General features: G+C 36.9%; 23 protein-coding genes. 13 read left to right on the forward strand and 10 right to left on the reverse strand.

What is annotated here, in order from left to right:
- The first annotated feature begins 14 nt into the window (after positions 1 to 14).
- The 3 genes from H9N25_RS09625 to H9N25_RS09635 all read left to right on the forward strand — a co-directional run bounded on the left by H9N25_RS09625 (position 15) and on the right by H9N25_RS09635 (position 3,625).
- Positions 15 to 662, forward strand: a complete 648-nt coding sequence (locus H9N25_RS09625; RefSeq protein ID WP_184468184.1) for a DUF4412 domain-containing protein — start codon at positions 15 to 17, stop codon at positions 660 to 662.
- Positions 663 to 760: 98 nt separating this feature from the next.
- Entirely contained in the window at positions 761 to 2,929 is a 2,169-nt protein-coding gene (locus H9N25_RS09630; protein ID WP_190328728.1) for a S9 family peptidase, read from the forward strand.
- 174 nt (positions 2,930 to 3,103) lie between these two features.
- Complete coding sequence (locus H9N25_RS09635) at positions 3,104 to 3,625, forward strand: Pycsar system effector family protein (protein ID WP_190328729.1); 522 nt, start codon at positions 3,104 to 3,106, stop codon at positions 3,623 to 3,625.
- A gap of 14 nt (positions 3,626 to 3,639) precedes the next feature.
- Here H9N25_RS09635 and H9N25_RS09640 read toward each other — a convergent pair whose 3' ends face one another.
- Positions 3,640 to 4,254, reverse strand: coding sequence for a transcriptional regulator (locus H9N25_RS09640; protein WP_190328730.1), 615 nt, complete (start codon positions 4,252 to 4,254; stop codon positions 3,640 to 3,642).
- Between the two features lie 101 nt (positions 4,255 to 4,355).
- On the opposite strand from H9N25_RS09640, the gene H9N25_RS24545 reads away from it, so the two are divergent.
- The 7 genes from H9N25_RS24545 to H9N25_RS09665 all read left to right on the forward strand — a co-directional run bounded on the left by H9N25_RS24545 (position 4,356) and on the right by H9N25_RS09665 (position 11,542).
- Positions 4,356 to 4,523 carry a hypothetical protein gene (locus H9N25_RS24545; protein ID WP_223833689.1) on the forward strand — a complete coding sequence of 56 codons (168 nt, stop codon included), beginning with the start codon at positions 4,356 to 4,358 and terminating at the stop codon, positions 4,521 to 4,523.
- 53 nt (positions 4,524 to 4,576) lie between these two features.
- Entirely contained in the window at positions 4,577 to 5,383 is an 807-nt protein-coding gene (locus H9N25_RS09645; protein ID WP_255524652.1) for a ligase-associated DNA damage response exonuclease, read from the forward strand.
- A 2-nt stretch (positions 5,384 to 5,385) separates the two neighbouring features.
- Complete coding sequence (locus tag H9N25_RS09650) at positions 5,386 to 6,975, forward strand: ATP-dependent DNA ligase (protein WP_167294500.1); 1,590 nt, start codon at positions 5,386 to 5,388, stop codon at positions 6,973 to 6,975.
- Positions 6,976 to 7,215: 240 nt separating this feature from the next.
- A complete protein-coding gene (locus tag H9N25_RS25535) occupies positions 7,216 to 8,553 on the forward strand; it encodes a DEAD/DEAH box helicase (protein WP_330221100.1) in 1,338 nt (445 codons plus the stop codon).
- A complete protein-coding gene (locus H9N25_RS25540) occupies positions 8,553 to 9,686 on the forward strand; it encodes a hypothetical protein (RefSeq protein ID WP_330221101.1) in 1,134 nt (377 codons plus the stop codon). Before H9N25_RS25535 ends, H9N25_RS25540 begins: the two co-directional genes overlap by 1 nt.
- Before the next feature lie 72 nt (positions 9,687 to 9,758).
- Positions 9,759 to 10,397, forward strand: coding sequence for a ligase-associated DNA damage response endonuclease PdeM (gene pdeM / locus H9N25_RS09660; RefSeq protein ID WP_167294502.1), 639 nt, complete (start codon positions 9,759 to 9,761; stop codon positions 10,395 to 10,397).
- 20 nt (positions 10,398 to 10,417) lie between these two features.
- A complete protein-coding gene (locus H9N25_RS09665; RefSeq protein ID WP_190328731.1) occupies positions 10,418 to 11,542 on the forward strand; it encodes a hypothetical protein in 1,125 nt (374 codons plus the stop codon).
- Here the strand turns inward: H9N25_RS09665 and trxA are convergent.
- The 5 genes from trxA to H9N25_RS09690 all read right to left on the reverse strand — a co-directional run bounded on the left by trxA (position 11,532) and on the right by H9N25_RS09690 (position 17,931).
- Entirely contained in the window at positions 11,532 to 11,828 is a 297-nt protein-coding gene (trxA, locus tag H9N25_RS09670) for a thioredoxin (RefSeq protein ID WP_190328732.1), read from the reverse strand. The genes H9N25_RS09665 and trxA overlap by 11 nt on opposite strands.
- 169 nt (positions 11,829 to 11,997) lie before the next feature.
- Positions 11,998 to 12,612, reverse strand: coding sequence for a hypothetical protein (locus H9N25_RS09675; RefSeq protein WP_167294505.1), 615 nt, complete (start codon positions 12,610 to 12,612; stop codon positions 11,998 to 12,000).
- An 81-nt stretch (positions 12,613 to 12,693) separates the two neighbouring features.
- Positions 12,694 to 14,055, reverse strand: coding sequence for a dihydrolipoamide acetyltransferase family protein (locus H9N25_RS09680; RefSeq protein WP_190328733.1), 1,362 nt, complete (start codon positions 14,053 to 14,055; stop codon positions 12,694 to 12,696).
- A gap of 56 nt (positions 14,056 to 14,111) precedes the next feature.
- On the reverse strand, positions 14,112 to 15,356 hold the full coding sequence (locus tag H9N25_RS09685; RefSeq protein WP_190328734.1) for a competence/damage-inducible protein A: 1,245 nt from the start codon (positions 15,354 to 15,356) through the stop codon (positions 14,112 to 14,114).
- Between the two features lie 4 nt (positions 15,357 to 15,360).
- A complete protein-coding gene (locus tag H9N25_RS09690) occupies positions 15,361 to 17,931 on the reverse strand; it encodes a putative LPS assembly protein LptD (RefSeq protein ID WP_223833690.1) in 2,571 nt (856 codons plus the stop codon).
- Positions 17,932 to 18,095: 164 nt separating this feature from the next.
- Here H9N25_RS09690 and H9N25_RS09695 point away from each other — a divergent pair, with 164 nt between their 5' ends.
- The 3 genes from H9N25_RS09695 (at position 18,096) to H9N25_RS09705 (ending at position 20,869) form a co-directional block, all read left to right on the forward strand.
- Positions 18,096 to 18,959: an N-acetylmuramoyl-L-alanine amidase family protein gene (locus H9N25_RS09695; RefSeq protein WP_167295544.1), complete on the forward strand. Its 864-nt coding sequence runs from the start codon at positions 18,096 to 18,098 to the stop codon at positions 18,957 to 18,959.
- Between the two features lie 12 nt (positions 18,960 to 18,971).
- A complete protein-coding gene (locus H9N25_RS09700; protein ID WP_190328736.1) occupies positions 18,972 to 19,748 on the forward strand; it encodes an N-acetylmuramoyl-L-alanine amidase family protein in 777 nt (258 codons plus the stop codon).
- A gap of 167 nt (positions 19,749 to 19,915) precedes the next feature.
- Positions 19,916 to 20,869, forward strand: a complete 954-nt coding sequence (locus H9N25_RS09705) for an MlaD family protein (RefSeq protein ID WP_167294510.1) — start codon at positions 19,916 to 19,918, stop codon at positions 20,867 to 20,869.
- Between the two features lie 256 nt (positions 20,870 to 21,125).
- On the opposite strand, the gene H9N25_RS09710 is transcribed toward H9N25_RS09705, so the two are convergent.
- The 4 genes from H9N25_RS09710 to H9N25_RS09725 form a co-directional block, all read right to left on the reverse strand.
- Positions 21,126 to 22,031 carry a ribonuclease Z gene (locus H9N25_RS09710; protein ID WP_167295545.1) on the reverse strand — a complete coding sequence of 302 codons (906 nt, stop codon included), beginning with the start codon at positions 22,029 to 22,031 and terminating at the stop codon, positions 21,126 to 21,128.
- 70 nt (positions 22,032 to 22,101) lie between these two features.
- Positions 22,102 to 22,479 (reverse strand): STAS domain-containing protein, encoded by a 378-nt coding sequence (locus tag H9N25_RS09715; protein WP_167294511.1) that lies wholly within the window; start codon positions 22,477 to 22,479, stop codon positions 22,102 to 22,104.
- A gap of 43 nt (positions 22,480 to 22,522) precedes the next feature.
- Positions 22,523 to 23,467, reverse strand: coding sequence for a phosphoribosylaminoimidazolesuccinocarboxamide synthase (locus tag H9N25_RS09720; protein WP_190328737.1), 945 nt, complete (start codon positions 23,465 to 23,467; stop codon positions 22,523 to 22,525).
- A 104-nt stretch (positions 23,468 to 23,571) separates the two neighbouring features.
- A complete protein-coding gene (locus H9N25_RS09725) occupies positions 23,572 to 24,531 on the reverse strand; it encodes a PhoH family protein (protein WP_190328738.1) in 960 nt (319 codons plus the stop codon).
- Positions 24,532 to 24,551 lie beyond the last annotated feature (20 nt).

Here is a 24,551-nt window from a genome sequence, read left to right on the forward strand (position 1 = left end):
AACTGAAATAAAACATGTTTAAATCAATCAAAACCAGTGTTGTAGCTTTAATCTTGGTAAGTACTGCTATAATTGCCCATGCACAAAAGAAAATTGCTGAAGGTACTTTGGTATTTGCAGTAACGGCTAATGGTGCAACAACTGACATTAAAACTAAATTTAATGGTAGCTTAACCAAAATAGAAATTGAAAATGGCCCGGCCATGGTCAACATCATTTCAAATACGGCAGATAAGACCGGATTATTATTGATTGATGTTCCAGTGGCTCAAAAACAATTCGCGGTAAAGGTGAGCAAAGCAGAAACAGAAGCACAAGAAGCTTTATTACCAAAATATTCTGACTATAAAGCAACTGGTGAAAAACAGACAATTGCTGGATTTAGTGCTGAAAAATACACCTACAAAGATGACAAAGGTGGAGCACATGAGTTATGGGCAACTAAAGATGTTGATATTGCTGCAATTACCAATGGTGGTTTCTTTAAAGGTTTAGGGGCACTTCCTGTAAAATATTCGGCAGTAATTAATGGTGTAAATTCAGACCTGGTTCTAAAATCTCTTTCTGAAGCTAAAGTAGGTGCCATTAACACTGAAATTCCTACTGGTTACGAAGTAGTAACTATGGACGAATTGAAAGCAATGCAAGGTGGTGGTGAATAATTAACCAATTCCAGATAATTTACAGCTTTTTAACTGCAGGCTTTTTATTTAAATTAGCCCGAAAGTTAAAAAGCTTTTTTTATGTCCAAAAAATATATATGATTAAAAGATTATTATTCAGGTTATCCATTGCTTGTATAGCACTTTGTTCGATAATTGATGCAAAAGCTCAAAATATCAATTGGGCAAAAGACGGCAACTCCTACTACCAGATTGCAAATGGAGAAATTATTTCGGTTACTCTCCCTAAAAACGACAGAAAAACAATTTTATCGAGGGCACTGTTAACGCCTGCCGGAAAAGATAATGCTATCGCAGTAAGAAGTTTTCAATTGTCTGATGATGGTACAAAGGCGTTGATTTATACCAATAGTAAAAAAGTTTGGCGTTACGAAACGCGTGGCGATTATTGGTTGGCTGATTTAACTGCTAACAAAATTACACAGATTGGAAAAGATAAACCAGCCTCATCTCTAATGTTCGCGAAATTATCGCCTGATGGCAGCAAGGTTGCTTATGTAAGTAAACACAACTTGTATGTAGAAAATATTGATGGAACTGGGGCAAAGGCCTTAACTACTGATGGTACAGAACGAATGATTAACGGTACTTTCGATTGGGTTTATGAAGAAGAATTTGATTGCCGTGATGGTTTTAGATGGAGTCCGGACGGAAAATCTATTGCTTATTGGCAGCTGGATGCAACAAAGATCAAAAATTTCTTAATGATCAATAATACAGATTCTATTTATCCATATACCATCCCTGTAGAATATCCAAAGGTAGGAGAAAATCCGTCTGCTTGTAAAGTTGGTGTGGTTGATATTACAACAGCTAAAACAAACTGGCTAAATGTTCCTGGAGATAACATTCAGCACTATATTCCGCGTATGCAGTGGGTGCCTAACAGCAATGATATTATTTTACAACAACTTAACCGCGAGCAAAACGAAAGTATAGTATTTATTTGTAATGCAGCTACAGGATCGGCAAAAGCCGTTTATACCGAAAAAGCTAAAGCCTGGATTGACGCACAGGATGAGTGGAAATGGTTAAATGATAATAAAGAGTTTACAATTGTATCGGATAAGGATGGATGGAACCACCTGTATAGAATCAGTTTAGATGGAAAAAAAGAAACCTTGGTTACAAAAGGCAACTATGATGTGATTGATGTAAAATTGATCGATGTAAAAAATAACTTGGTTTATTTTCTGGCCTCACCAACAAATGCTACTCAGAAGTATCTTTTCAAAACTAAATTAGATGGCAAAGGTAAATTAGAACAGGTTACACCTTCTGTTTTACCAGGAACGCACAATTACGATATTTCACCTAATGCTGCCTTTGCACGCCATTCGTATAACAGTTCGCTGGTTGAGCCAATTAAGGAATGGATGAACTTTACTACGGGGAACCCATTTACAATGGATGGAAGTATTACTACACAATTAGCTAAGCAAACGTCAACTAAAAACAAAGTTGAGTTTTTTAAAGTAACTACTGAAGATGGTATTGAAATGGGTGGCTGGATGAAAAAGCCAGATAACTTTAATCCAGATAAGAAATACCCTGTACTATTTTATGTTTATGGTGAACCTGCTTCAGCTACGGCATTAGACACTTATGGTGCCGGGAGAAACCATTTATATGCCGGTGATATGGCCAAAGATGGTTATATCTATATTTCAATGGATAATAGAGGCGCACCTCTTCCAAAAGGAAGCACATGGCGTAAAAGTATTTATAAAAATATCGGTGTAATCAATATCCGCGATCAGGCTATGGCCGCTAAAAAATTATTGGCTACCCATACTTATATGGATAAAGACCGAGTAGCTGTTTGGGGCTGGAGTGGAGGCGGTTCTTCTACATTGAACCTGATGTTCCAATATCCTGAAATTTATAAAACAGGTATTGCAATTGCAGCTGTTGGCAATCAATTAACTTATGATAATGTTTACCAGGAACGTTATATGGGTACACCTTTTCCAAGTAAAGAGGCTTATATTAAAGGCTCTCCCATTACTTATGCTAAAAACTTAAAAGGTAATTTATTATATATCCATGGTACAGGCGACGATAATGTACATTATCAAAATGCCGAAATGTTGATTAACGAGCTAATCAAAAACGAAAAGGTTTTTCAATTGATGAGTTATCCAAACCGTACCCACAGTATCTCTGAGGGCGAAGGAACCGGTAAACATTTATCCTTAACTTATACTAAGTTTTTAAAAGAAAATTGCCCTCCAGGAGCAAGATAAAAAATTAAAAGCAGCTTTCGGGCTGCTTTTTTTATGCGATAAACCTTGGATGAACATAGTTATTAGAATTACAATCCCGAAATTCTATTTGTTTTATTATAAAAGCCACTTTAATTAAGCATTAATGTTAAGATTTTTTTTTAAATTTAATCTCAACAATTAATGCTTTCAATAATGCCAGCTACATACGATCATTTAAAACTTATTATTCAGCGCTTTGATACACATATTAATAGTGCAAATACAAAAGGTGCTTTTTTGCTGGCGTTCAACACCTTTCTTTGCGGGGCAATACTTTCTAATCAAAATGCCTTGAGTAAATTGGTAGGTATAAATATTCAACCGAAATTGAAAATAGGTTTATTACTTCTTTTTGTTTTAGGAATTGTATGCTTGGTAATAGTACTCCTAGCTATTTACCCATTTCTTCATTCAGGAAACTCATCTAAGGACAGCTATCACTCCCATATTTATTTTGGATCTATTGCCGAATTTGATTCGCCTGGAAAATATGCAGAAAGTATTAGTAAACAAAAAGAATCAGAAAGTTACTATGACCTTTCAATACAAATATTTTACATAGCAATAGCATTAAAGAAAAAATATAAATATCTTGAATATGCCACAAAGATTATATTCTTACAACTAGCTGTGCTTAGCACATTGGTTTCCTTTATCATACTAGATAACCTGTAACTTATTCTCTTTACTTATACTGTAAAATCTATTTGACTTAGTTTTTTACGATATAGTTTATCCATTTCAACTATGTCCGTATAATGTGCTCGCTTTAATGCCTCACTAACAGAAGATTGTGTTCTTCCTGAAATAGCAGCCAATTCACTCTGCAATAGTTTTTCATTCTCAAGGGCAAGTTTTACCATTTCAGCTGCTACAACACCCCAGCTATTCATTGCAATTAAAGACAGCTTAATCAGAACATTAAATTCTTCATCAAAAGAAGGATAGGCAGTTTTAATGGCCAAATTAGTTTTAGATCGTTTTAAACCATCAAAGGCTGCACCAGAGTAGATAAATGCATTTCCAGTGGATTCTGAAAGCTTTTTTCGTTTATTTTTAATATCACCTAAACCAATCCCCATCCTTACATCAGCAGCTTTATTCACCATTACACATGCTTTTAAGTAAATGGCCGTTCTTATTGCTTCTTCAATCTTAACTTCAATTTGAAAACTATCACCGCGAAATATTTCCCACATATCACGCTTTTCTGCACTCACTTTAAGTGCTGATTTTAAACACAACAGCCAATTTTCATTTATTTTTCTTGACCCAATAATATCACCTGTAATAATGCAAATCATAAATATTATTAATTATTCTAAAATATCAAACATTAGACAATTATCGGGCATTTAGCCGATATCCATCTAAAACTAATTAATAATTTTATTGTTTAGTAGCTATGGCATTAGTAGAATTTACCAAAAGAGGAATCTATTGTAAACAGGGCGATTTTTACGTAGACCCCTGGTGGCCTGTAGATTATGCTATAACCACACATGGACACAGCGATCATGTACGTTTTGGAAATAAATATTATCTCTGTCATACCTTAACTAACCCATCATAAAACGCAGGATCAGTGAAGATTTAAATGTAGAAACACTAGCGTACGGAGAAAGCATTACCCGTAATGGCGTAAACATTTCTTTTTTTCCTGCCGGGCACATTATTGGCTCTGCACAGGTACGGCTCGAATATAAAGGCGAAGTTTGTGTGATTTCTGGTGATTATAAAATTGAAGATGACGGCATCACCACGCCTTTCGAGCCTGTAAAATGTCATTCTTTTGTTTCTGAAAGTACTTTTGGTCTACCAGTTTACAAATGGCAAAAACAGGAAATTGTTTTCAACGGAATTAGGAACTGGGTACATGATAACATCAATCAACAGAAAACAAGCGTATTGATTGCTTATAGTTTGGGCAAAGCACAGCGCTTAATTAAAAACCTGGCTGGCGATATCCCGATTTATGTACATAACAGCATTGCCAATTTAAATGAAGTGATTATAGAAGCCGGGGTAAACCTTCCTAAAACCATCAGAATTACTCCTGAAACCACTAAAGATGAATTGCAGAAAGGAATTGTAATTGTACCACCTGTGATGCGCGATAGCCGATGGATCAAAAATTTATCCCATCCCGTTACGGGTATATGCTCTGGCTGGATGCAGGTGCGGGCACACCGCCGCTGGCAAAGTGCTGATGCCGGCTTTGCGCTAAGTGATCATGCCGATTGGACTGGCTTAATGGAAGCTATTACAGCAACAGGTGCCGAAAAAGTATATGTTACCCATGGTTTTACAGCTGCATTTAGCCGCTTTTTAAATGATGAAGGTATAGAAGCGGCAGAAGTTTTAACCAAATTTGGGCAAGAAGATGATGAGGAAAATAAAGTAGATCTAGTTGATCAAAATGAAAATAAATAACGATGAAACGTTTTGCTCAATTGATCCAACAGCTCGAACTGAGCAATAAAACCAACGATAAAATTGCGGCATTGGTTAATTATTTTAATTACGCTGATGATAAAGATAAAGTATGGGTTATTGCGTTATTTACAGGTAAAAAACCTAAAAGGCCAATTAAATCAGCCCTGCTTAAATATTGGGCCATAAACATTACCGAAACCCCTGAATGGTTATTTGCCGAAAGTTATGCCAATGTTGGCGATTTAAGCGAAACCATTGCGCTATTATTACCTCCTGCCGAAAATACATCAGACTTTCAATTACATACCTGGATTGAAGAGTTGCATGATCTGGAGGGTAAAGATGATGAAACCAAAAAAGATTTCGTTTTAAGTGCCTGGAACAAACTCGAAACCCAGGAACGTTTTATTTTTAATAAACTGATTTCGGGAAATTTCAGGATAGGTGTTTCTAATAAGATGCTGGTAAATGCACTAGCCAAACAAAGCAGTTTAGATAGTGCGCAGATTATGCATAGCATAATGGGTAAATGGAATCCTTACGAAATCACTTTTCACGAACTGATAAATGGTATCCATGTAAATACCGATAACTCCTGGCCTTACCCCTTTTGCCTGGCCTATGCCTTAGAACAAGCGCCTGAAAAACTGGGCGATATTTCGGAATGGCAAGCCGAATGGAAATGGGATGGTATACGCGGGCAGATTGTAAAACGGAATGGGGAACTCTTTATCTGGAGCCGTGGCGAAGAACTGGTTACAGCGCAATTTCCTGAACTGCATTTTATGATCGATATTTTGCCCGATGGGGTAGTTTTAGATGGCGAAATATTGGCAGTGCAAGATAAACAGGTTTTATCATTTAGCACCTTGCAACAGCGTTTAAACCGCAAAACGATTAGTAAAAAACAATTGGAAGATGCACCCATCGGTTTTTTTGTTTATGATATTTTAGAATATGAAGCCCAGGATTTTAGGGAAGAACCTTTAATCGTAAGAAGAAAGACATTGGAGCGGCTGATAGGTGGTTTAGATGAAAGTCCGGTGATGATATCTCCTGTAATCAGTTGCAATTCGTGGGAAGAACTAGCCGGGTTAAGACAAACTTCGCGCTCGATTAACAGCGAAGGCATTATGCTTAAAAAGCTAACCTCTCATTATCATAGTGGACGAAAACGTGGCGATTGGTGGAAGTGGAAAATTAACCCGTACACAGTTGATGCGGTAATGATTTATGCACAAAAAGGAAGCGGCAGAAGAGCCAATTTCTTTACTGACTATACTTTCGCCGTTCGCGATGGGGAAAACCTGGTAACCATTGCAAAAGCCTATTCGGGCTTAACAGATAAAGAAATAAAAGAAGTGAACAGCTTTGTAACCCGTAATGCAATTGAGAAATTTGGTCCGGTACGCACGGTAAAACCTGAACTGGTTTTCGAAATTGCTTTTGAAGGAATTGCGGAAAGTAAACGGCATAAAGCAGGTTTAGCTTTACGTTTTCCACGTATATTGCGTTGGCGAAAAGATAAAAAAGCAGATGAAATTAATACTTTGGAGGATTTGAGGCAGTTGTTGCAATCTACCTTGTAATGCGATTCCATGGTCTATGTCCTCACAGACCCAGGAGAAAGAAATTGGTTTAATTTGAACAACTGGCCTGACGATTTTAAACCCGACAGGAGCGGCACCCTTTTTTGATAGAAATAATTAATATTAAATAATAATTGCAAAAAAGGTAAAGCATATGGCGGGACTGCTATAACCGAAGCATTACTGTTATTGCTTTTCAAAAAATAATTAGAAAATTATCAAAAGCAGCGATATTTAAGCATGAACCAAACCAAAGGTTATAAAAAGATAAAAGCCTGGCTAAAGGCCAATAAACGCAAGCCTTTTCAATTTCAGGAAGATGCCTGGCAGTCTTACCTTAATGGCTACAGCGGTTTGGTAAATGCTCCAACTGGATTTGGAAAAACTTTTTCTTTATTTCTAGCAGTAGTGATTGAAGCTTTAAACGCCTCAGAAGCTAATAACAAGAAAGCAAAAGACCGTTTACAGTTAATCTGGATTACCCCGCTCCGCTCCCTGGCCAAAGATATTGCAAGAGCCATGCGCGGAACCCTATTGGAACTGGAGTTGGATTGGCACGTTGGTGTGCGTAATGGTGATACCTCTCAGGCAGAGAAATTACAGCAGAAAAAATCGATGCCCGAAATCTTATTGATTACCCCAGAAAGCCTACACTTGTTACTGGCGCAAAAAGGAGCTTCAACTTTGTTCAAAAATCTTAAATGCATTGTTGCTGATGAATGGCATGAACTTTTGGGGAGTAAACGTGGTGTATTGGTAGAATTGGCGATATCGCGAATTAAAGGGCTACAAAAATTAGAGAAAAACCAGTTTTTACGAATTTGGGGGATTTCTGCCACTATTGGTAACATTGAAGAGGCACTGGATGTGCTTGAACCTAATATGGAGGCCAAACGGATTATTGTTAAAGCCGATTTAGAAAAGAAAATCCTAATCAAATCAATTTTACCCGATGATATCGAAACATTGCCCTGGGCAGGGCATTTGGGTTTAAAACTAGCTTATAAACTTTTACCGATTATCGAGAAAAGTAAAACTACTTTAATTTTTATCAATACCCGCGGACAATCAGAAATGTGGTATCAGCATTTGTTGAATATTGAACCAGAACTGGCAGGTCGGATTGCCATACACCATGGATCTATAGATTTCGAACTCCGTAACTGGATTGAAGATGCCTTACATACCGGGCAGCTCAAAGCAGTTATTGCCACTTCATCGTTAGATTTAGGCGTAGATTTTAAACCTGTTGATACTGTTGTTCAGGTAGGGTCGCCAAAAGGTGTTGCCAGGTTTTTGCAAAGGGCGGGGCGCTCTGGTCACTCTCCTCACGAAATCTCTAAAATATATTTTTTACCTACCCATGCTTTAGAACTTGTAGAAGCAGCAGCAATTAAAGAAGCGGCCAAAACAAACAATATAGAAAGCCGTGAGCCTTTTATTATGGTATTTGATACCCTGGTTCAGTATCTGGTTACATTGGCCATAGGCGATGGATTTGATGATAAAATTATTTACGAAGAGATTAAGAACACCCACGCTTTTAAACTTATCCTCCCGAAGAATGGACCTGGGTAATGCAGTTCATTACCTCCGGAGGAGACAGTTTAAGTGCCTACACCGAATTTAAAAAAGTGGTTAAGGACGAAGATGGGCTTTGGAAAGTGAAGAGCAGACAATTAGCCATGCGGCACAGGTTACATATCGGAACAATCGTAAGTGATGCGATGTTGAAAGTTAAATTCATTTCTGGTGGTTACATTGGCATGATAGAAGAATATTTTGTTACCCGTTTAAAAGCTGGCGATAATTTTCGACTGGCAGGAAGGGTTTTAGAATTTATCCAGGTAAAAGACATGACGGTTGTGGTGAGGGTAAGTAAACAGAAAAATGCAATTTCTCCGAGTTGGAACGGTGGCCGTTTACCCCTATCTTCCAATTTAGGGTCAGTTTTACGAAAAAAATACAATGAAGCATTGGATAAAACACATCAGGATGAAGAATTAGATGTAGTATATCCTTTGTTTTTACTTCAGGAAAAACGTTCTCATGTGCCAAAAAACGACGAATTACTGATAGAACTTATTAACAATAAAGAAGGTTTTCACCTCTTTGCCTATCCATTTGAAGGGCGTTTGGTGCATGAGGTTTTGGCAGCGCTGGTAGCCTATCGTTTAAGTAAATTGCTACCCATCAGTTTTTCTATTGCTATGAATGATTATGGCTTTGAACTTTTAAGTGAAACGGAAATCCCTATGGATGAATCGATTGCCTATGAGGTTTTTTCACCTGAAAATTTAACTGAAGACATTACATTGAGCATCAATTCAACAGAAATGGCAAGACGAAAATTCAGAGATATTGCCTGCATTTCGGGACTCGTTTTTCAGGGCTATCCGGGTAAATATGTAGCCAATAAGCACCTCCAGTCATCTGCTGGTTTATTTTTTAATGTTTTTAGCGATTACGATAAACATAATTTACTTTTGCGACAGGCATACGACGAGGTTTTTTACCAACAACTGGAAGAGCCAAGATTGGCAGCAGCATTGGACCGAATCCAGCATGGAACGATTGTGATCACCAACCCTAAAAGTTTTACGCCACTGTCTTTCCCAATTAAAGTAGACAGTTTACGTGAAAATATGAGTTCGGAAGAGTTAGAGCAACGAATTGTCAGAATGAAAGCTGAAGCAGAGAGAATTAAGTAGATCATCTTCTTGTGACCCGTTGAAGTTTAAAAGATCCTTCGACGAGCTCAGGATGACAATAGCATAAAATAAATGAACATTACAAGCCAAGGTGAAGAATTGATTTTAGATAAAGAAAGGGCTTTATTCTTACCCAAACATCAGCTTTTAGCTATTAGTGATTTGCATTTGGGTAAATCCGCACACTTTCGTCGAGCGGGTTTGCAAGTGCCTGCTACCATTGCCCAAACAGACCTTCAACGTTTAAGTTTATTGATTAAACAATACCATCCTAAAACATTATTAATTAATGGAGATATGTTTCATCATGGTTTGAATACCGACATTGATGAATTTTCAGCATGGAGAAAACAATACCAAGAGCTTAACTTTCTATTAGTAAAAGGAAATCACGACAAGCTTTCGGATGCCAATTATGCAGCAATGGATATAGAAATACACGAACCTAGCTTTTGCCTAGGGCCATTCTGCTTTATTCATGATGCGCCAAATGGTACAAGAGAAGAATTATATCCCATCAGTGGTCATATCCATCCAGGAGTTACCATTGTGGGCAAAGCCAAACAACGGCTAAGGTTTCCATGTTTCTTCTTCGGGAACGAATATGCCGTTTTACCTGCTTTTAGTTTATTTACTGGCTTATATAACATTTATCCTAAAGCTAGCGAAAGAATATTTGCTGTAACACCTAAAAGTGTTTTGGAGGTGTAGAAAACTTTTATATTAGCGGAATGTTTTTACGACGCCTGATTTTCGGCCTATTTCTCACCACTCTCAGCTATTCAGCTAATGCTCAAAAGGCATACATAAACCCTGGAGTAGATACAACAGATGTAAGGATAAAAGAAGTTATTCAGTTCTATCAAAGTTATTTGGGCGATTTTAAAGGTAAAAAATTACCTGATTTTAATAAATATTGGTCAGTTGAAGACTGTAAAAACTTTAAAATCCCCGACCCATCAGTTTACGGTATCGGCGGCGATTATCCAACTGTTTCTATGGCAACGGTAAAAACTATTTTTTATGTGAAGCCCTTGTCCGATTCACTATATATCCTTAAAACTACTGGTGGCTGGATAGACTCTCTTAAAACCTACAATTTGTTGTATAATTCCAATCACTATATAAAGAAAACGAAATCAAAACGTTTGGAATTTATTACACCGTACCAATACTCCATTGATCAGTGGGAATCTAAAAAAGTTAGAAATGTTACTTTTTTTTATCCAAAAAAGATAAAATTTAATAGTACTAGGGCAGATGAGTTAATTAATCAGATTAAAAAACTAGAAAAAGACTGGAATAGCCCTCCCATTGAGATTAAGTATTTTTACACATTAACCTATGATGAAATTCAATTTATAAGAGGTTTCGATTTTACATTGGGTTTGGGAAATGCGGACAAACCCACTGGTATCTCAAATCAAACTGATAATATTGTTTATTGTGCCGGAAGCGGCGAGAATTATTTTCATGAGGTGGTTCATATTTACCTGAATCCAATGCATAAGAATTCTCCGCTAAACGAAGGATTGGCAGTATTTTATGGTGGTTCAATGGGGCACCCACTTAAATGGCATATTAAGCGCTTACAGGATTACTTAATCAACCATAATGCAATAGATTTGGGCAAACTGGATAATTTTTACTTTATGGATAATTATACCAATCCCAATAGTACAATACTTGGAATGTTTTGCCAGTTAGCTTATGATAGGGATAAAATAAACGGACTAAAGCGAATGATGACTTATACCTCAATAAAAGAAATATTAGATAAAGAATTCAATATCAGACCTGAAAATCAAAATGAAGCATTAAGAAAGCTGATTTACAATTACAAAACTATCGATTAGCATCGATAACTTGTTTTAACTGTGCTGCCTGTGCAACGCCGCTTTGACGCCAAACGGGTTTACCTTTCTTAAATAGAATTAAAGTGGGGACACTTTGTACATTAAAAGCAACCGCCGCAGATTGGTTTTTATCTATATCTACTTTAATAATCGATACCGAATCGCCCACTTGTGATTTTAATTGTTCCAAGATCGGTTTCATCATTTTACAAGGGCCGCACCACTCGGCAAAAAAATCAACGAGAACGGGTTTATCACCGTTAATTAAATCTGAAAACTTAGCCATGATATTTGTCTTTATTTAGAAACAATAATGAGCTAGATTGGTTTTTAACGAAAAATCGTCATTGTGAGAAGAAACGTCGAAGCAATCTTAATACTGTAGTTTTTACAACTCATCAATTAATAGATCGCTTCGTCGGCTGAAAAAGCCTTCTCGCAATAAGGATATATAATTAAGCACTTATAGGCAGTTCTGTGGCTAACGCTGTAACCCAACCATCAAATAAAGCTTTTTCAATTTTGATTACCTCAGCTGCATGGTTTTCCCAGTCATCTGAAAAACTAACCAGCTGGTTCATCATTTCTTCTAAGTGGCCTTCTTCTTCTAATATAATCGATTTAACATTTACCTTACTTTTTGCTTCATCTAAAACCGCTTGATAAATTGGATACAATTCATCGGCGCGCACCTCGATGGCGTAAGTAACAAATAAATAAGCAGCGAATTTTAAATCGTAACCGGAAAGATTAAATACAGCTTTTAAATAACGGCAAACCGCAATATCTAAAGCATGTAAATAGTGTTTAGTATGATTTGGAGATAATAACTCTGCATTGGTGTAAGTTTTACAGAGTGCCCCGTCCAACTTTGAAATTTGCTTTTTTAAATAATAAGCATGGCGGTGTTCTTCTGCAGCGTGTTTTAGAATAATCAGGTTTACATTTTCTTTATGTTCTGAAGCTGAAATCTTCTTTGCACCTGCATTCTCCATATAAGATAGCGTATTTAACCATTTGGCATGCAACACGTTATCCGAAACTATCGATTTTAAATTTGACGCTAACATTCTTGATTGTTAAACTAATAAATTGTTTTAATTATTGGCATTATGCCAACTAAAAACTGTTAATTACAAACTATGACCTGATTAAATCTCTCTGTTCAGATCCCAGCTTTCTAAGTAATCTGCAACTCTACGTACAAACATTCCTCCTAAAGAACCATCCACAACCCTATGATCGTACGATAAAGACAAGAACATCATATGCCTGATTGCAATTACGTCGCCATGCTCGGTTTCCAGCACTGCAGGTTTCTTTTTTATGGCACCAACCGCCAAAATAGCTACCTGAGGTTGGTTAATAATTGGCGTACCCATTACATTTCCAAAACTACCTACATTGGTTAGCGTAAAGGTTCCACCTTGCGTTTCATCAGGCTTTAATTTAGAATTTCTCGCTCTCGTAGCTAAATCATTAACCGCTTTTGTTAATCCAACCAAATTTAATTGATCGGCATTTCTTATTACAGGAACAATTAGATTTCCACTTGGTAAAGCAGCAGCCATACCAATATTGATATCACGTTTCTTGATAATCTGTGTGCCATTAGCTGAAACGTTGATCATCGGAAAATCTTTTATCGCTTTGGCAACTGCCTCTACAAATATTGGAGTAAACGTGATTTTTTCATTTTCACGTTTTTCGAAACTGTTTTTCACTTTATTGCGCCATAAAACCATATTGGTTACATCGGCTTCAACAAAAGAGGTTACATGCGGAGAGGTGGCTTTACTCATTACCATATGATCGGCAATCAACTTACGCATCCTATCCATTTCTATAATTTCATCCCCACCGCTAACAGATGTGGTAGATGGTTTACTGGCAACAGCAGGTTGTGCCGTATGCTGAACATTTGGTTTAGGCTCGCTTGCTTTTTCAACCGGAGGTGGCGGGGCCAAAATAACGGTTTGTGCTTTAATTACGCTTCCACCATTTCTGTTAGCAATATAATTCAATAAATCATCCTTATTTAACCGTCCATCAGCTCCAGACCCTTTAATGGCATCTAATTCAGCCAGCGAAATATTTTCCTGAGCAGCAATACTTTTAACAAGAGGGGAATAAAAGCGATCAGACGAGCTGAAATCAGCTGCTGTAGCTTTATTTTCTGATGGAAGCTGCTCAATACCGGGAATAGCTTCAATTTTTTCTTCTATGGCAGGTATTTCAGCAACAGGCATTTCAACAGGAGGATGATCTCCACCTTCCGTTTCAATAATGGCAATTACATCGCCAACCTGGGCAACTTCATCTTCCGCAAACAACTGTTTTACCAATGTTCCGACAACCGGAGAAGGAACTTCAGAATCTACTTTATCAGTAGCGATTTCCAGAATGGTATCATCTAATTCAATAGAATCACCTGGTTGTTTTACCCATTTAATCACCGTTGCTTCCGCAACACTTTCACCCATTTTTGGTAACAATAGTTCGTATTGAGCCATATTAAATTACAGTATTTTATATTGGTAACGCTACAAAAATACAGTTTTTATTCTTTCTAAACTGTTTCTTTAAGGAGATTTAATAGCATGGCTAATGCCGACGCTGCAGAACGCTCAATGTTTTGAATACGTTTGTTACTGAAATTAAACACCTTAGCTACAGTTTTGTGTTTTGAAGAAATAGCAATCCATACTGTACCAACTGGTTTGTCTTCTGTTCCACCATCCGGCCCCGCAATGCCACTAACCGCAATAGCATAATCTGTTTTGAAATGTTTAATGGCGCCTTCGGCCATTTCCGTTACGGTTTGTTCGCTTACTGCCCCAAAAGTATTTAATGTACTTTCTTTTACACCAAGAATAGATTCTTTAAGTTCGTATGCGTATGCCACTGCCCCGCCCCAATAAACCGAAGAACAACCAGGGTGTTGCGTAATTAAATGTGCAATGTATCCACCAGTACAGCTTTCCGCTGTCGATAAAGTTAGTCCTTTACTTTTCATTAGGTCCAGAATCGCTTTTTCCAAGGGAATATCTTCATCAGTTACGACAAACTTATTCACTTTTGAAATGATCTGTTTGGCATAAACCTCAACTTCTTTCTTTAATTCTACTTCATTATTGCCTTTGGCCGACAAACGTAAACGTACTTGTCCTAATTTTGGCAGATAGGCCAATTTGATATGTGCCGGTAAGCTATCTTCGATTTCCTCAATCTCTTTGGCCAGAAATGATTCGCCTATATTTGCTGTGAGTATGGTTTTGTGAACAATAAAGGGCAATTTAAACCTGCTCGTAATTCTGGGAAGGATTTCGTCATCCATCAGGTACATCATCTCGTAAGGCACGCCCGGCATCGATACAAAAATGGTGTCATTTTTTTCAAACCACATGCACGGAGCAGTACCATTTTTGTTTACAATAACCTCACACCCATCAGGAACATCAGCTTGCTGAATATTGATATCTAATAGCGGACGCTTGTATTTTTCGAAAATCTGACGAACCATTTCCAATGCAGCTGCATCGTTACGGAAACCCATATTAAAATACTTTGCCAAAGTTTTCTTGGTAATATCATCTTTGGTTGGGCCCAGTCCACCCGTAATTAAAACAATATCTGCTCGTTTTTCGGCAAGTGCCAGGGCTTCAATAATATGTTGCTCATCATCAGAAACTGAGGTAATCTGCTTAACGGAAACGCCAATTAAATTTAATTGTTTAGCCATCCAGGCAGAATTGGTATCAATGATTTGGCCAATGAGAATTTCATCACCAATGGTAATAATTTCGGCTAGCATAAATTTATCGGTATGTGCTGTAAAAACCTTGTCTCTTGCTCAATTTTAAATCCTGCAATATCGATGCCTTAACTTTTATCGTAACAGAATAACTTTTGTATGCACCATACGGAACCCAGTTTACACTCATATCCCAGCAATGTAAATCGCGATAAATAGCTAAATTCATTGGAGTTAAGCCATTGTTCTTAAAATCGTAACCTGAGTTAAAAGTAACTTTCCACTTTGGTGTTAAGTTAACATCGCCATTAAAGTTTAGTGTATTCGAAATTGTACTGTTGTTTCCATCATTCGAAAATTGAAAACTGTAAGAGAACGAAAAATTCCATGGAATGTTAAAATCAACAAATGCATTCGGATCACGACTTATAGCCGCCAATTGTTCAGACTGTATATCAGTCAATCCTTTTTTGTTGGCCGCCTCTCCTAATTTATCGTTAGCCTCGTTCTTACGCTTTAATGCTTCCGGATTTAAACTATAATCGAATGAGAAACCAAAATTGGTTAAGCGTGGCAGGAATTTATTCTTCTGGAAAAATAAGCGGTCTTCTCTTATTTTAATGGTTTGACCATTAACCGTTGTGTCTTTTAAAGCGTATGGATCTAAGGTTCCATTATAGTTGATTCCCAGTTTATCGGTAAACTGCGATCGGCCACTAAAACCAATGGTAGATAATTTATAAGATGGGGCCAAGAAATTATATGAACCGCTAAAACTCAAACCCTGAATTATCGGGATCTTTTTTGAACCTGTTCCGGTTGTATCGTTTTTGTTCCTCACCTTTAATTCTACCGTATTATCTAATCCGAAACCAATGGATGCATTGGGGCCACCAAAAGAGCCTGGCTGTGCCATACCATCAAAAATGGAATATTTTAAAGGTTGCCCATTAGCATAAATTTGATTACCATGCTGATCTATTGCTGGTCTAAAAGGCCCTGCCCCTGCTTTGGTAAAATCCGGAGAATAAGAAAAGGAAACATTTGGCGTCATTACATGTCTTAACGCCTGAATTTTACCAGCTGGATTAAAATCTCTTCTTCCATAAATTTTAGTCGACATACTGGTTGACAAGCTATAACTACCTGCCCTTTTAAAACCGCTAATAGTGTCTTCTCTAAAGGAATAGGTGTTGTCTGCGAATTGTGTATATCTTCTGTTTACACTTTGAAAATTCCATACCTCGTTATAAGTACCACCCAAGCTAAAGTTAAGATATTTTAAAGCTGTGAAAGACATATTAACGGGTATACTGTGTGAAAAACCACTTCTTAAGCGTTTCAAACCATCATTTTGAAAAAGCAAACTATCGAAAGTATCAATTCGATTGGTTCCTTGTAAACTGTAACCTACTGTAATTTTTTGATACCATTTTTGCTCTCCCACAGCATTTTTGGGGCTAAATGGGTTAAATGTAGGCACGTTGAATGTCATTTCGGGTAATCTAAGCGATATGGCTCTTGTGCTTAAAGTCTGATCACTTGATGCAGCCAAAGAGAAATTCATACCGTTAGAATAAGCCTTAGCATAACTAATACTGCTACTTGTTGAGTTAGTGGCAATGGTGTTAATATCATAAGTAGTACCCGCTGCAGTATTTTTATAGTATCCTTTTCTTCCTGTTGATACCAATCTTACACTGGCACTGAATGTAGTACCTGGATTGGCATTGGCATTTTGGCTATGGCTCCAGTTAATGCTAAAGTTTTTGGTCGGGTTTTTAAAAGCTTCAGTACCCTCTAAACCATCTTTAAAACTAGAGTAGGCTAAGTTAATATTACCGTTATATTTATATCTTTTGGTATAATTACTCAGTACACTTGCTTCATAAGAGCCATTGGTATAAATAGAACCTAATAGTTTAGCATCCCAATAATCGTTTAATCCGAGATAATAACCACCATTTTGCAAGAAAAAACCCCTCGTTGCATCTTCACCTGGTGTAGGCAAAATTACGCCCGATGTTCGTTTATTTGGTTTAGGAAAAAATGCAAATGGTAATCCTAAGAAAGTAGGGATATCTTCAATAATCATGTAAACTGGCCCGGTAATAATCTGTTTCTCCGTTACCACCCCTTTAGAAATCATTAACCCAAAATGCGGATGTGGAAGATTACAGGTACTGTACATTACATTTTTAATGTGCAGCTCATCATCTATTTGCTTTTTACTCTGGCCGCCTGAAAAGAAACCTCCTTCTTGCTCAGAAAAAACGCTATATACTTTGGCCCGGGTTGTTTCTGAATTGTAAAAAATAGAATCTGCTATGGCAGTACCTTCGGCACCAGATTTAAAGATTGGTTTCCCTGTATATCTACCGGTTTTCGGGTCTTTAACACCGCGGGCAAAAATAGAATTTTGCTTTTTGTCGTATTTAATATAAGCCGCATCTAGCTCAAAATCACCGTATACAACCCTTGCATTTCCGTATAAATAAACAATGCTTTTATCGGCACTCATTTTTACCGAATCCTCTGCTTTGTATTCTACTTTCTGGTCGATACTACTGTTATTTTTACCCGTCTTTTTAATTGTATCCTTTTTGGTTGTGTCTTGCTTGATGATTTGTTGCAATGAAAAACGAGAAAATGCGTTAGCTTTACCAACAACAAGTGTTAATAAAATGACAGATATTAGTAAAATAGAGCTCTTAAGAAGTTTCAAATTCGTATTTGAATGTTATTTTTGCACAAATGTTTAATCAAAAACGTTCAAAATTAGTGAAAAATATACCATTGATGTATCTTAAATCCATTTTAACAGTTATTATTTATTTAGTATTATCAAACACTATTGATAATCAAGCATTTGCACAAGAATATAAAATTAAAACAATTGTAATCGATGCTGGCCATGGTGGTAAAGATGGTGCAACCCACGGTGTATATTCTAAGGAAAAAGATGTAGCACTTAAAACAGCTTTAAACCTTGGCCGGGCGCTTCAAGATAGTCTGAAAGATATCAAAGTTATTTATACCCGTGAGTCGGATGTATTTATTCCATTATACGAGCGTATTAATATTGCAAATAATGCAAAGGCCGATTTATTTATTTCCATTCACTTAAACGATATGCCAGTTCGGGTATCGAGAGTAGTAGATTATTACAAAAAAGTAAGAGGCAGAAAAGTACCTGTTTACAGAACGGTTACTTCTAAAAGTACTTCAACACGGGGAACAGAAACCTTTGTATCGGGAACAGGCCGTCTAGGTGAACAAGATGAGGTGATTAAAAGAGAGAATGCATCTATGTTCCTGGAAGAGAACTATCAGAAAAACTATGAGGGATTTATTGCGAATACGCCTGAGAGCGACATTATGTTATCGTTAATGAAACAAACCAACAGGGATAGGAGTTTAAAGTTTGCTTCAATGCTTCAACAAGAATATGTTAACGCTGGCCGTATTAACAGAGGTGTGCAAGAAAAAAGTCTTGCGGTACTGGCTCGTGCTGCTATGCCTGCCGTGTTAACCGAAATAGGTTTTGTGAGTAATCCAGAAGAAGAAGACTACATGAACTCTCCTGAAGGACAAAATGAGATTGTTAATGGAATTATTAAAGCAATTAAAAATTATAAACGCATAGCTGAAACATCATTTTAACATCCCTTATGTATGAAGGTTAAACTTCTGATCACAATACTTTTATTTTCATTGCTAGTTGCCGAAAAAGCACCTGCGCAAGGTTATAAGATCAAAACTATTGTTATAGATCCTGGTCACGGTGGCAGAAAACCCGGTGCCTCTGGTCTTTTTTCGAAAGAAAAAGACGTTTCGTTAAAAATCGCATTAAAGTTAGGCGCATTGTTAAAAGAGGAAATGCCCAATATTAAAATAATTTTTACCCGTAAAACGGATATTGATGTTGATTTATACAGGAGGGCAGAAATAGCGAACGAAGCCAATGCAGATCTTTTCATATCAGTACACTGCAATTCGATGCCGCCTGGTAATAAACATATTAAAGGGGTAGAGACATTAGTTGCAGGCTCACATCGGTTAAAAGAACAAGACGCTGCCATTCGTGAAAATGCCGATATTAAATTGGAAAAAAATTACAAAAGCAAGTACGATGGGTATGATCCAAGCAATCCAAGTAGTTTTATCCTTTTATCGCTTTTAAAAAATACCTTTAGAGACAAAAGCATTAAATTTGCCAAATTAATACAGAACAGCTATATCAACAGGGATGAGCGATTAAGCCGTGGTGTTAAAGAACAAGGGGTTTTGGTACTGCAGCGCTGCGGTATGCCCGCCGTTTTAACAGAAGTGGGCTTTATCTCGAATACAGAAGAAGAAAAATATATTAATTCGCAAAATGGACAGAATGAGATCGCCAATTCTATTTTGGAAGCAATAAAAACATACAAAAAAAATATTGAGGTTAAATAAGTGGCATTATAAATGATAGTTATTTTAACTTTGAAAAAAATATAAAACAGATACCAAACAAATAGTGCAAACTTTGTGTATTTAAAGTTTAGCACAAAAAGTTAATTACGCTCAAACAAGTGAGGAAAGGATGCTTTAGCGCTTGTAGCCATTAAATAAAAACACTCATGAAGATTAAGAACGAAACCAAAGTAGGTATTTTAGCTGCATTTGCCATTGCTTTATTAATAATTGGATATAATTTTTTAAAAGGAAATTCCATTTTCTCTAATGAAACCACATTATATGCAAAATATACCAGGGTTGATGGTTTAACAGTATCGAAACCTATCCTAATTAATGGTTATCAGATTGGCAGGGTGGCCAAATTGGAGTTACAGACAGACGGCAGCATTATTGCTACCTTAAGCGTAAACAGCAAGTATGAAATTCCTGTAAACAGTATTGCCCGCTTAGAAGGCACTGATCTCTTGGGTAGCAAGGCCATTGTAATGTCGTTAGGTAACTCTAAAAAAATGGCAGAAGATGGTTACACCTTAAATGCTAATGTAGAAAAAGGCTTAATGGAACAGGTGCAGCCGGTTCAAAAGAAAGCTGAATTAATTATCGGTAAAATGGATTCTATTTTGAGTAGTGTGAATTCTATCCTGAATCCGAACTTTCAGAAAAACGTTGATAAGAGTTTTAACAGTATAGCCGGCACATTGGCCTCGTTAGAAACAACCTCTAAAAAAGTTGATGGTTTAGTAGGTTCAGAAAGTGCTCGTATTGCAGCAATCTTCAAAAATGTTGAAGGCATTACTGCTAACTTAAATAACAACAATCAAAAAATTAGCGATATTTTAACCAATATCAATACGGTTACCGATAAGTTTGCTGCTGCCAACTTTAAACAGACTTTAGATAACGCAAACAACGCCATTGCTAATTTACAAAGCGTAATTTCGGGAATTAAAGATGGAAAAGGGAGTTTAGGATTATTATTAAACGACGATAAAATGTATCAGAATTTAAATAATGCTTCAAAAAACCTGGATGCCTTAATGATCGATTTAAAAGCTAATCCTAAACGTTATGTACACTTCTCTGTATTCGGCGGTGGCAATAAAAAAGACAAGTAATTTAATTTTTATAAATCTGAAAGCCTTGCAGTTTTAAATTGCAGGGCTTTTTTTTGGCAATTCTAATTCTATATGCTTTTTTTTATCGCAGAAGCACACGGCACCGAAAATTGATTAATTTAATTCCTTTGTCATCTTGAATTAAACTAGAAAAATCGAATAATCCGATAAGCGCAGGGCGATAAGTCGCGCACACTATCTCCGTGTAAGGCTATGCCTTCCTCTGTGAACTTGTGGTTAAAAATATAACTTAAAATTACAGCAGGAAAGTTCTTCCCTCTACAGCCAATTCTGTATGCTCAAAAACAGATTGAGCTTCTTCTAAAAGCATTTGTAAGGTTTTATAACGTGAAGAAAAATGGCCAATGAGTAATTTCTTTGCTCCGGTAATTTTCGCTATCTCTCCTGCCTGTAAAGCAGTTGTGTGATGTGTTTCTTTAGCTCTATCCAATAAATCGTGCATAAAGGTAGATTCATGATATAAGGTATCACAATCTTTTATGGTAGCAAAGTAACTTTCATCGAACAAGGTATCAGAACAATAGGCATAAGAGCGTGGTGCATCTGCGGCTATGGTATAATCTTCACTGCGTAAAATCTCGCCATTGGGTAACTCTACATCAATCCCTTTTTTTAGGGCTGTATAATAAGCCATAGGTACTTCATCAGCTTTTTCTTTTATCAGTTTGCGCTGACGTTTCTTTTGCTGGAAGATAAAGCCTGTAGTGGGAATACGGTGATTTAAAATAATTGTTTTAACTGTTAAATCACTGTTCTCGAATATCTGTGTAGACTGATCAGCTTCGATTGGAAAAAACTCAATTGGGTACCTCAACACAGTATCAGAATATTTAAACTGAATCTCTAAAATTTCTAATAAAGGTTTGGGGCCAAAAATCTGTATGGGTTTTAGCCTACCGTTTAAGTGCAAACTGGATAGCAATCCGATTAAACCGAAGTAATGATCGCCATGTAAATGGCTGATAAAAATATAATCGATACGGGCTGCTTTAAGGTTGAACTTGGCTAATTGCTGTTGTGTACCCTCACCACAATCGATCAGGTAATATTTCTCATTACAATTTAAAAGCTGTGCCGAAGGATTCCTGTTAAATACAGGAGTTGCAGAACTGCTTCCTAAAATTGTAACTTCAAATTTCATCATGATAAGATATAAAAAGCCTCGTAGATTTTTAGAAACTACGAGGCCGGAATGTTATTTAAATATTTTGTTATTTAGCGCCTCTAAACTCTTTTTCCAACTCATCCATAAAGATAAAATCAGTAGCTTCTTCTATGGTATTAACAAACGTAACAGATTGAAATATGTTTGATAATTCGATAATGGATGCCAACTCATCATTAATTCCGGTTACAATAAATAACCCTCCTGCCGATTTGCAAAGCCTGTCACCAACCAATAAGCAGCTTAAATCCTGTGCATCACTGCACTCAGTAACATGACTTAAATCAACAATTATATTTTGAAATCCTTCTGCATTGAGCAAATAAAACTCTGATTTCAAACCTGGAGCATTATCGTTTGTAAACTTATGTTCTTCTAACTTTAAGGTTACATATTTATCGTGTTTATCTACTGAAAATTTCATCTCTCTAATCTTTATTTTACTAATGTATAAATTTCTTTCGAATTTAAAGTGTTTCTAATGCCTTTAAAACATTAGTTTCAATGCGGCTAGAAATTGCATCAGCATCAGCTTTTATAAAGGCCTCTCCTACTATTTTTTCGTAAAGTTCGATGTAACGTTCTGAAATCGAATTTACAATTTCAGGTGTCATTTCTGGAACAACCTGCCCGTCTTTTCCCTGAAAACCATTTTCAATTAACCATTTCCTTACAAACTCTTTTGAGAGTTGTTTTTGTGGCTCACCTGCATTTTGGCGTTCCTGATATCCATCAGCATAAAAATAACGTGAAGAATCTGGGGTATGAATTTCGTCGATTAAATAGATTACGCCATCGGCTGAGCCAAATTCGTATTTCGTATCCACCAGGATCAATCCGCTTTTTGCTGCAATCTCAGTTCCACGTTGGTATAGCGCGTAAGTGTATTCTTCTAATTTTTCATAATCGGTTATAGAAACAATACCTTTTGCTAAAATATCTTCTTTTGAAATGTCTTCATCATGCCCTACAGAGGCTTTGGTGGTTGGGGTAATAATAGGTTGAGGTAGTTTATCGTTTTCTTTCAACCCATCAGGCAAAGAAACTCCGCAAACAGAACGCTTACCGCTGCTATACTCGCGCCAGGCATGGCCGGCTAAATAACCTCTGATAACCATTTCTACTTTAAATGGCTCACAGATACGGCCAATGGTAACCATTGGATCTGGAACATCTAAAACCCAGTTAGGAACGATATCTTGAGTAGCTGCCAAAAATTTAGCCGCAATTTGGTTCAACACCTGTCCCTTAAAAGGAATAGCTTCAGGCAATACCACATCAAAAGCAGAAATACGGTCAGATACTACCATTACCATAAACTGGTTGGCTATAGTGTATACATCGCGGACTTTACCCTTGTAAAAATTACTTTGATTCGGGAAATTGAAATGAGTTTCTTTTAGTGCTTTCATGAGGGCATAAAAATAGGAAAAAAGTTGGGAAGTCAGAAAGTCTTTAGTCCATAGTCCATAGTCCATAGTCCATTTAGACTATAGACTACCGACTCAGGACTCAACTATTGAATATCGCCGTAAGCTTTCAAGATATCTTTCACCAATTTATGTCTTACAACGTCTTCACCGCTTAAGTAAATAATATCGATTCCTTTAATATCTTCTAAAATCCTTAATCCGTTAAATAATCCCGACATCTGTTTTTTAGGCAAATCGATCTGTGTAACATCTCCGGTAACGATAAATTTAGCAGTTGGCCCCATGCGGGTTAAAAACATTTTTAACTGCATATCTGTGGCATTTTGGGCTTCATCTAAAATCACGAAACAATTATCTAAGGTACGTCCGCGCATAAATGCCAAAGGTGCAATTTCTATTGTACGGTTTTCGATATAGAATTTCAATTTCTCAGCAGGGATCATATCGTCCAATGCATCGTATAGCGGGCGTAAATATGGATCGATTTTTTCCTTTAAATCGCCTGGTAAGAAACCGAGGTTCTCCCCTGCTTCAACTGCCGGTCGGGTTAAAATAATCCGTTTAATTTCTTTGTTTTTTAATGCTCTAACTGCTAGCGCTACAGCGGTATAAGTTTTTCCGGTCCCGGCTGGACCAATGGCAAATAGAATGTCGTTTTTAGCAATACTGCTCACCATTTTGCGCTGATTGGCAGTTCTTGCCTTTACCAATAAACCGTTAGTACCAAAAACAATTACCTCGCCACCGCCTCCGGTAGGTTGTTCCGCATCTTTTTTTGCAACACCAGTCGCCTTTGCTCCCAGTATAGATTCGACATCGTTATTGGTAAGTGAGCTATATTTTTCGAGGTGTGCAATAAGCTGGTTAAACTTATCCTCAAAAGTCTTAAGTTCCTGTTCATCACCGAGAACCTTAATGTCACTACCTCTCGCTACCAGTTTCAACTTCGCGAAAGCACCTTTAATCATTTCGTAATTCTCGTTATTCGGCCCCCAAAAGTGAGCAGGATTTACGGTATCCAGAGTTAATTTTAATTCGTTCAAACTGTAGTATTTTAAAAAGT

It is taken from the genome of Pedobacter riviphilus, from assembly GCF_014692875.1.
Lineage (GTDB): Bacteria > Bacteroidota > Bacteroidia > Sphingobacteriales > Sphingobacteriaceae > Pedobacter > Pedobacter riviphilus.

Excerpts from the sequence above, each read along its gene's own strand:
- pdeM (WP_167294502.1), top strand. The coding sequence starts at position 9,759 with ATGAACATTACAAGCCAAGGTGAAGAATTGATTTTAGATAAAGAAAGG.
- H9N25_RS09675 (WP_167294505.1), bottom strand. The coding sequence starts at position 12,612 with ATGTTAGCGTCAAATTTAAAATCGATAGTTTCGGATAACGTGTTGCAT.
- H9N25_RS25540 (WP_330221101.1), top strand. The coding sequence starts at position 8,553 with ATGCAGTTCATTACCTCCGGAGGAGACAGTTTAAGTGCCTACACCGAA.
- H9N25_RS09665 (WP_190328731.1), top strand. The coding sequence starts at position 10,418 with ATGTTTTTACGACGCCTGATTTTCGGCCTATTTCTCACCACTCTCAGC.
- H9N25_RS09705 (WP_167294510.1), top strand. The coding sequence starts at position 19,916 with ATGAAGATTAAGAACGAAACCAAAGTAGGTATTTTAGCTGCATTTGCC.
- H9N25_RS25535 (WP_330221100.1), top strand. The coding sequence starts at position 7,216 with ATGAACCAAACCAAAGGTTATAAAAAGATAAAAGCCTGGCTAAAGGCC.
- H9N25_RS09640 (WP_190328730.1), bottom strand. The coding sequence starts at position 4,254 with ATGATTTGCATTATTACAGGTGATATTATTGGGTCAAGAAAAATAAAT.
- H9N25_RS09630 (WP_190328728.1), top strand. The coding sequence starts at position 761 with ATGATTAAAAGATTATTATTCAGGTTATCCATTGCTTGTATAGCACTT.
- H9N25_RS09650 (WP_167294500.1), top strand. The coding sequence starts at position 5,386 with ATGAAACGTTTTGCTCAATTGATCCAACAGCTCGAACTGAGCAATAAA.
- H9N25_RS09685 (WP_190328734.1), bottom strand. The coding sequence starts at position 15,356 with ATGCTAGCCGAAATTATTACCATTGGTGATGAAATTCTCATTGGCCAA.
- H9N25_RS09710 (WP_167295545.1), bottom strand. The coding sequence starts at position 22,031 with ATGAAATTTGAAGTTACAATTTTAGGAAGCAGTTCTGCAACTCCTGTA.
- H9N25_RS09680 (WP_190328733.1), bottom strand. The coding sequence starts at position 14,055 with ATGGCTCAATACGAACTATTGTTACCAAAAATGGGTGAAAGTGTTGCG.
- H9N25_RS24545 (WP_223833689.1), top strand. The coding sequence starts at position 4,356 with ATGGCATTAGTAGAATTTACCAAAAGAGGAATCTATTGTAAACAGGGC.
- H9N25_RS09635 (WP_190328729.1), top strand. The coding sequence starts at position 3,104 with ATGCCAGCTACATACGATCATTTAAAACTTATTATTCAGCGCTTTGAT.
- H9N25_RS09715 (WP_167294511.1), bottom strand. The coding sequence starts at position 22,479 with ATGAAATTTTCAGTAGATAAACACGATAAATATGTAACCTTAAAGTTA.
- H9N25_RS09625 (WP_184468184.1), top strand. The coding sequence starts at position 15 with ATGTTTAAATCAATCAAAACCAGTGTTGTAGCTTTAATCTTGGTAAGT.
- trxA (WP_190328732.1), bottom strand. The coding sequence starts at position 11,828 with ATGGCTAAGTTTTCAGATTTAATTAACGGTGATAAACCCGTTCTCGTT.
- H9N25_RS09695 (WP_167295544.1), top strand. The coding sequence starts at position 18,096 with ATGTATCTTAAATCCATTTTAACAGTTATTATTTATTTAGTATTATCA.
- H9N25_RS09720 (WP_190328737.1), bottom strand. The coding sequence starts at position 23,467 with ATGAAAGCACTAAAAGAAACTCATTTCAATTTCCCGAATCAAAGTAAT.
- H9N25_RS09700 (WP_190328736.1), top strand. The coding sequence starts at position 18,972 with ATGAAGGTTAAACTTCTGATCACAATACTTTTATTTTCATTGCTAGTT.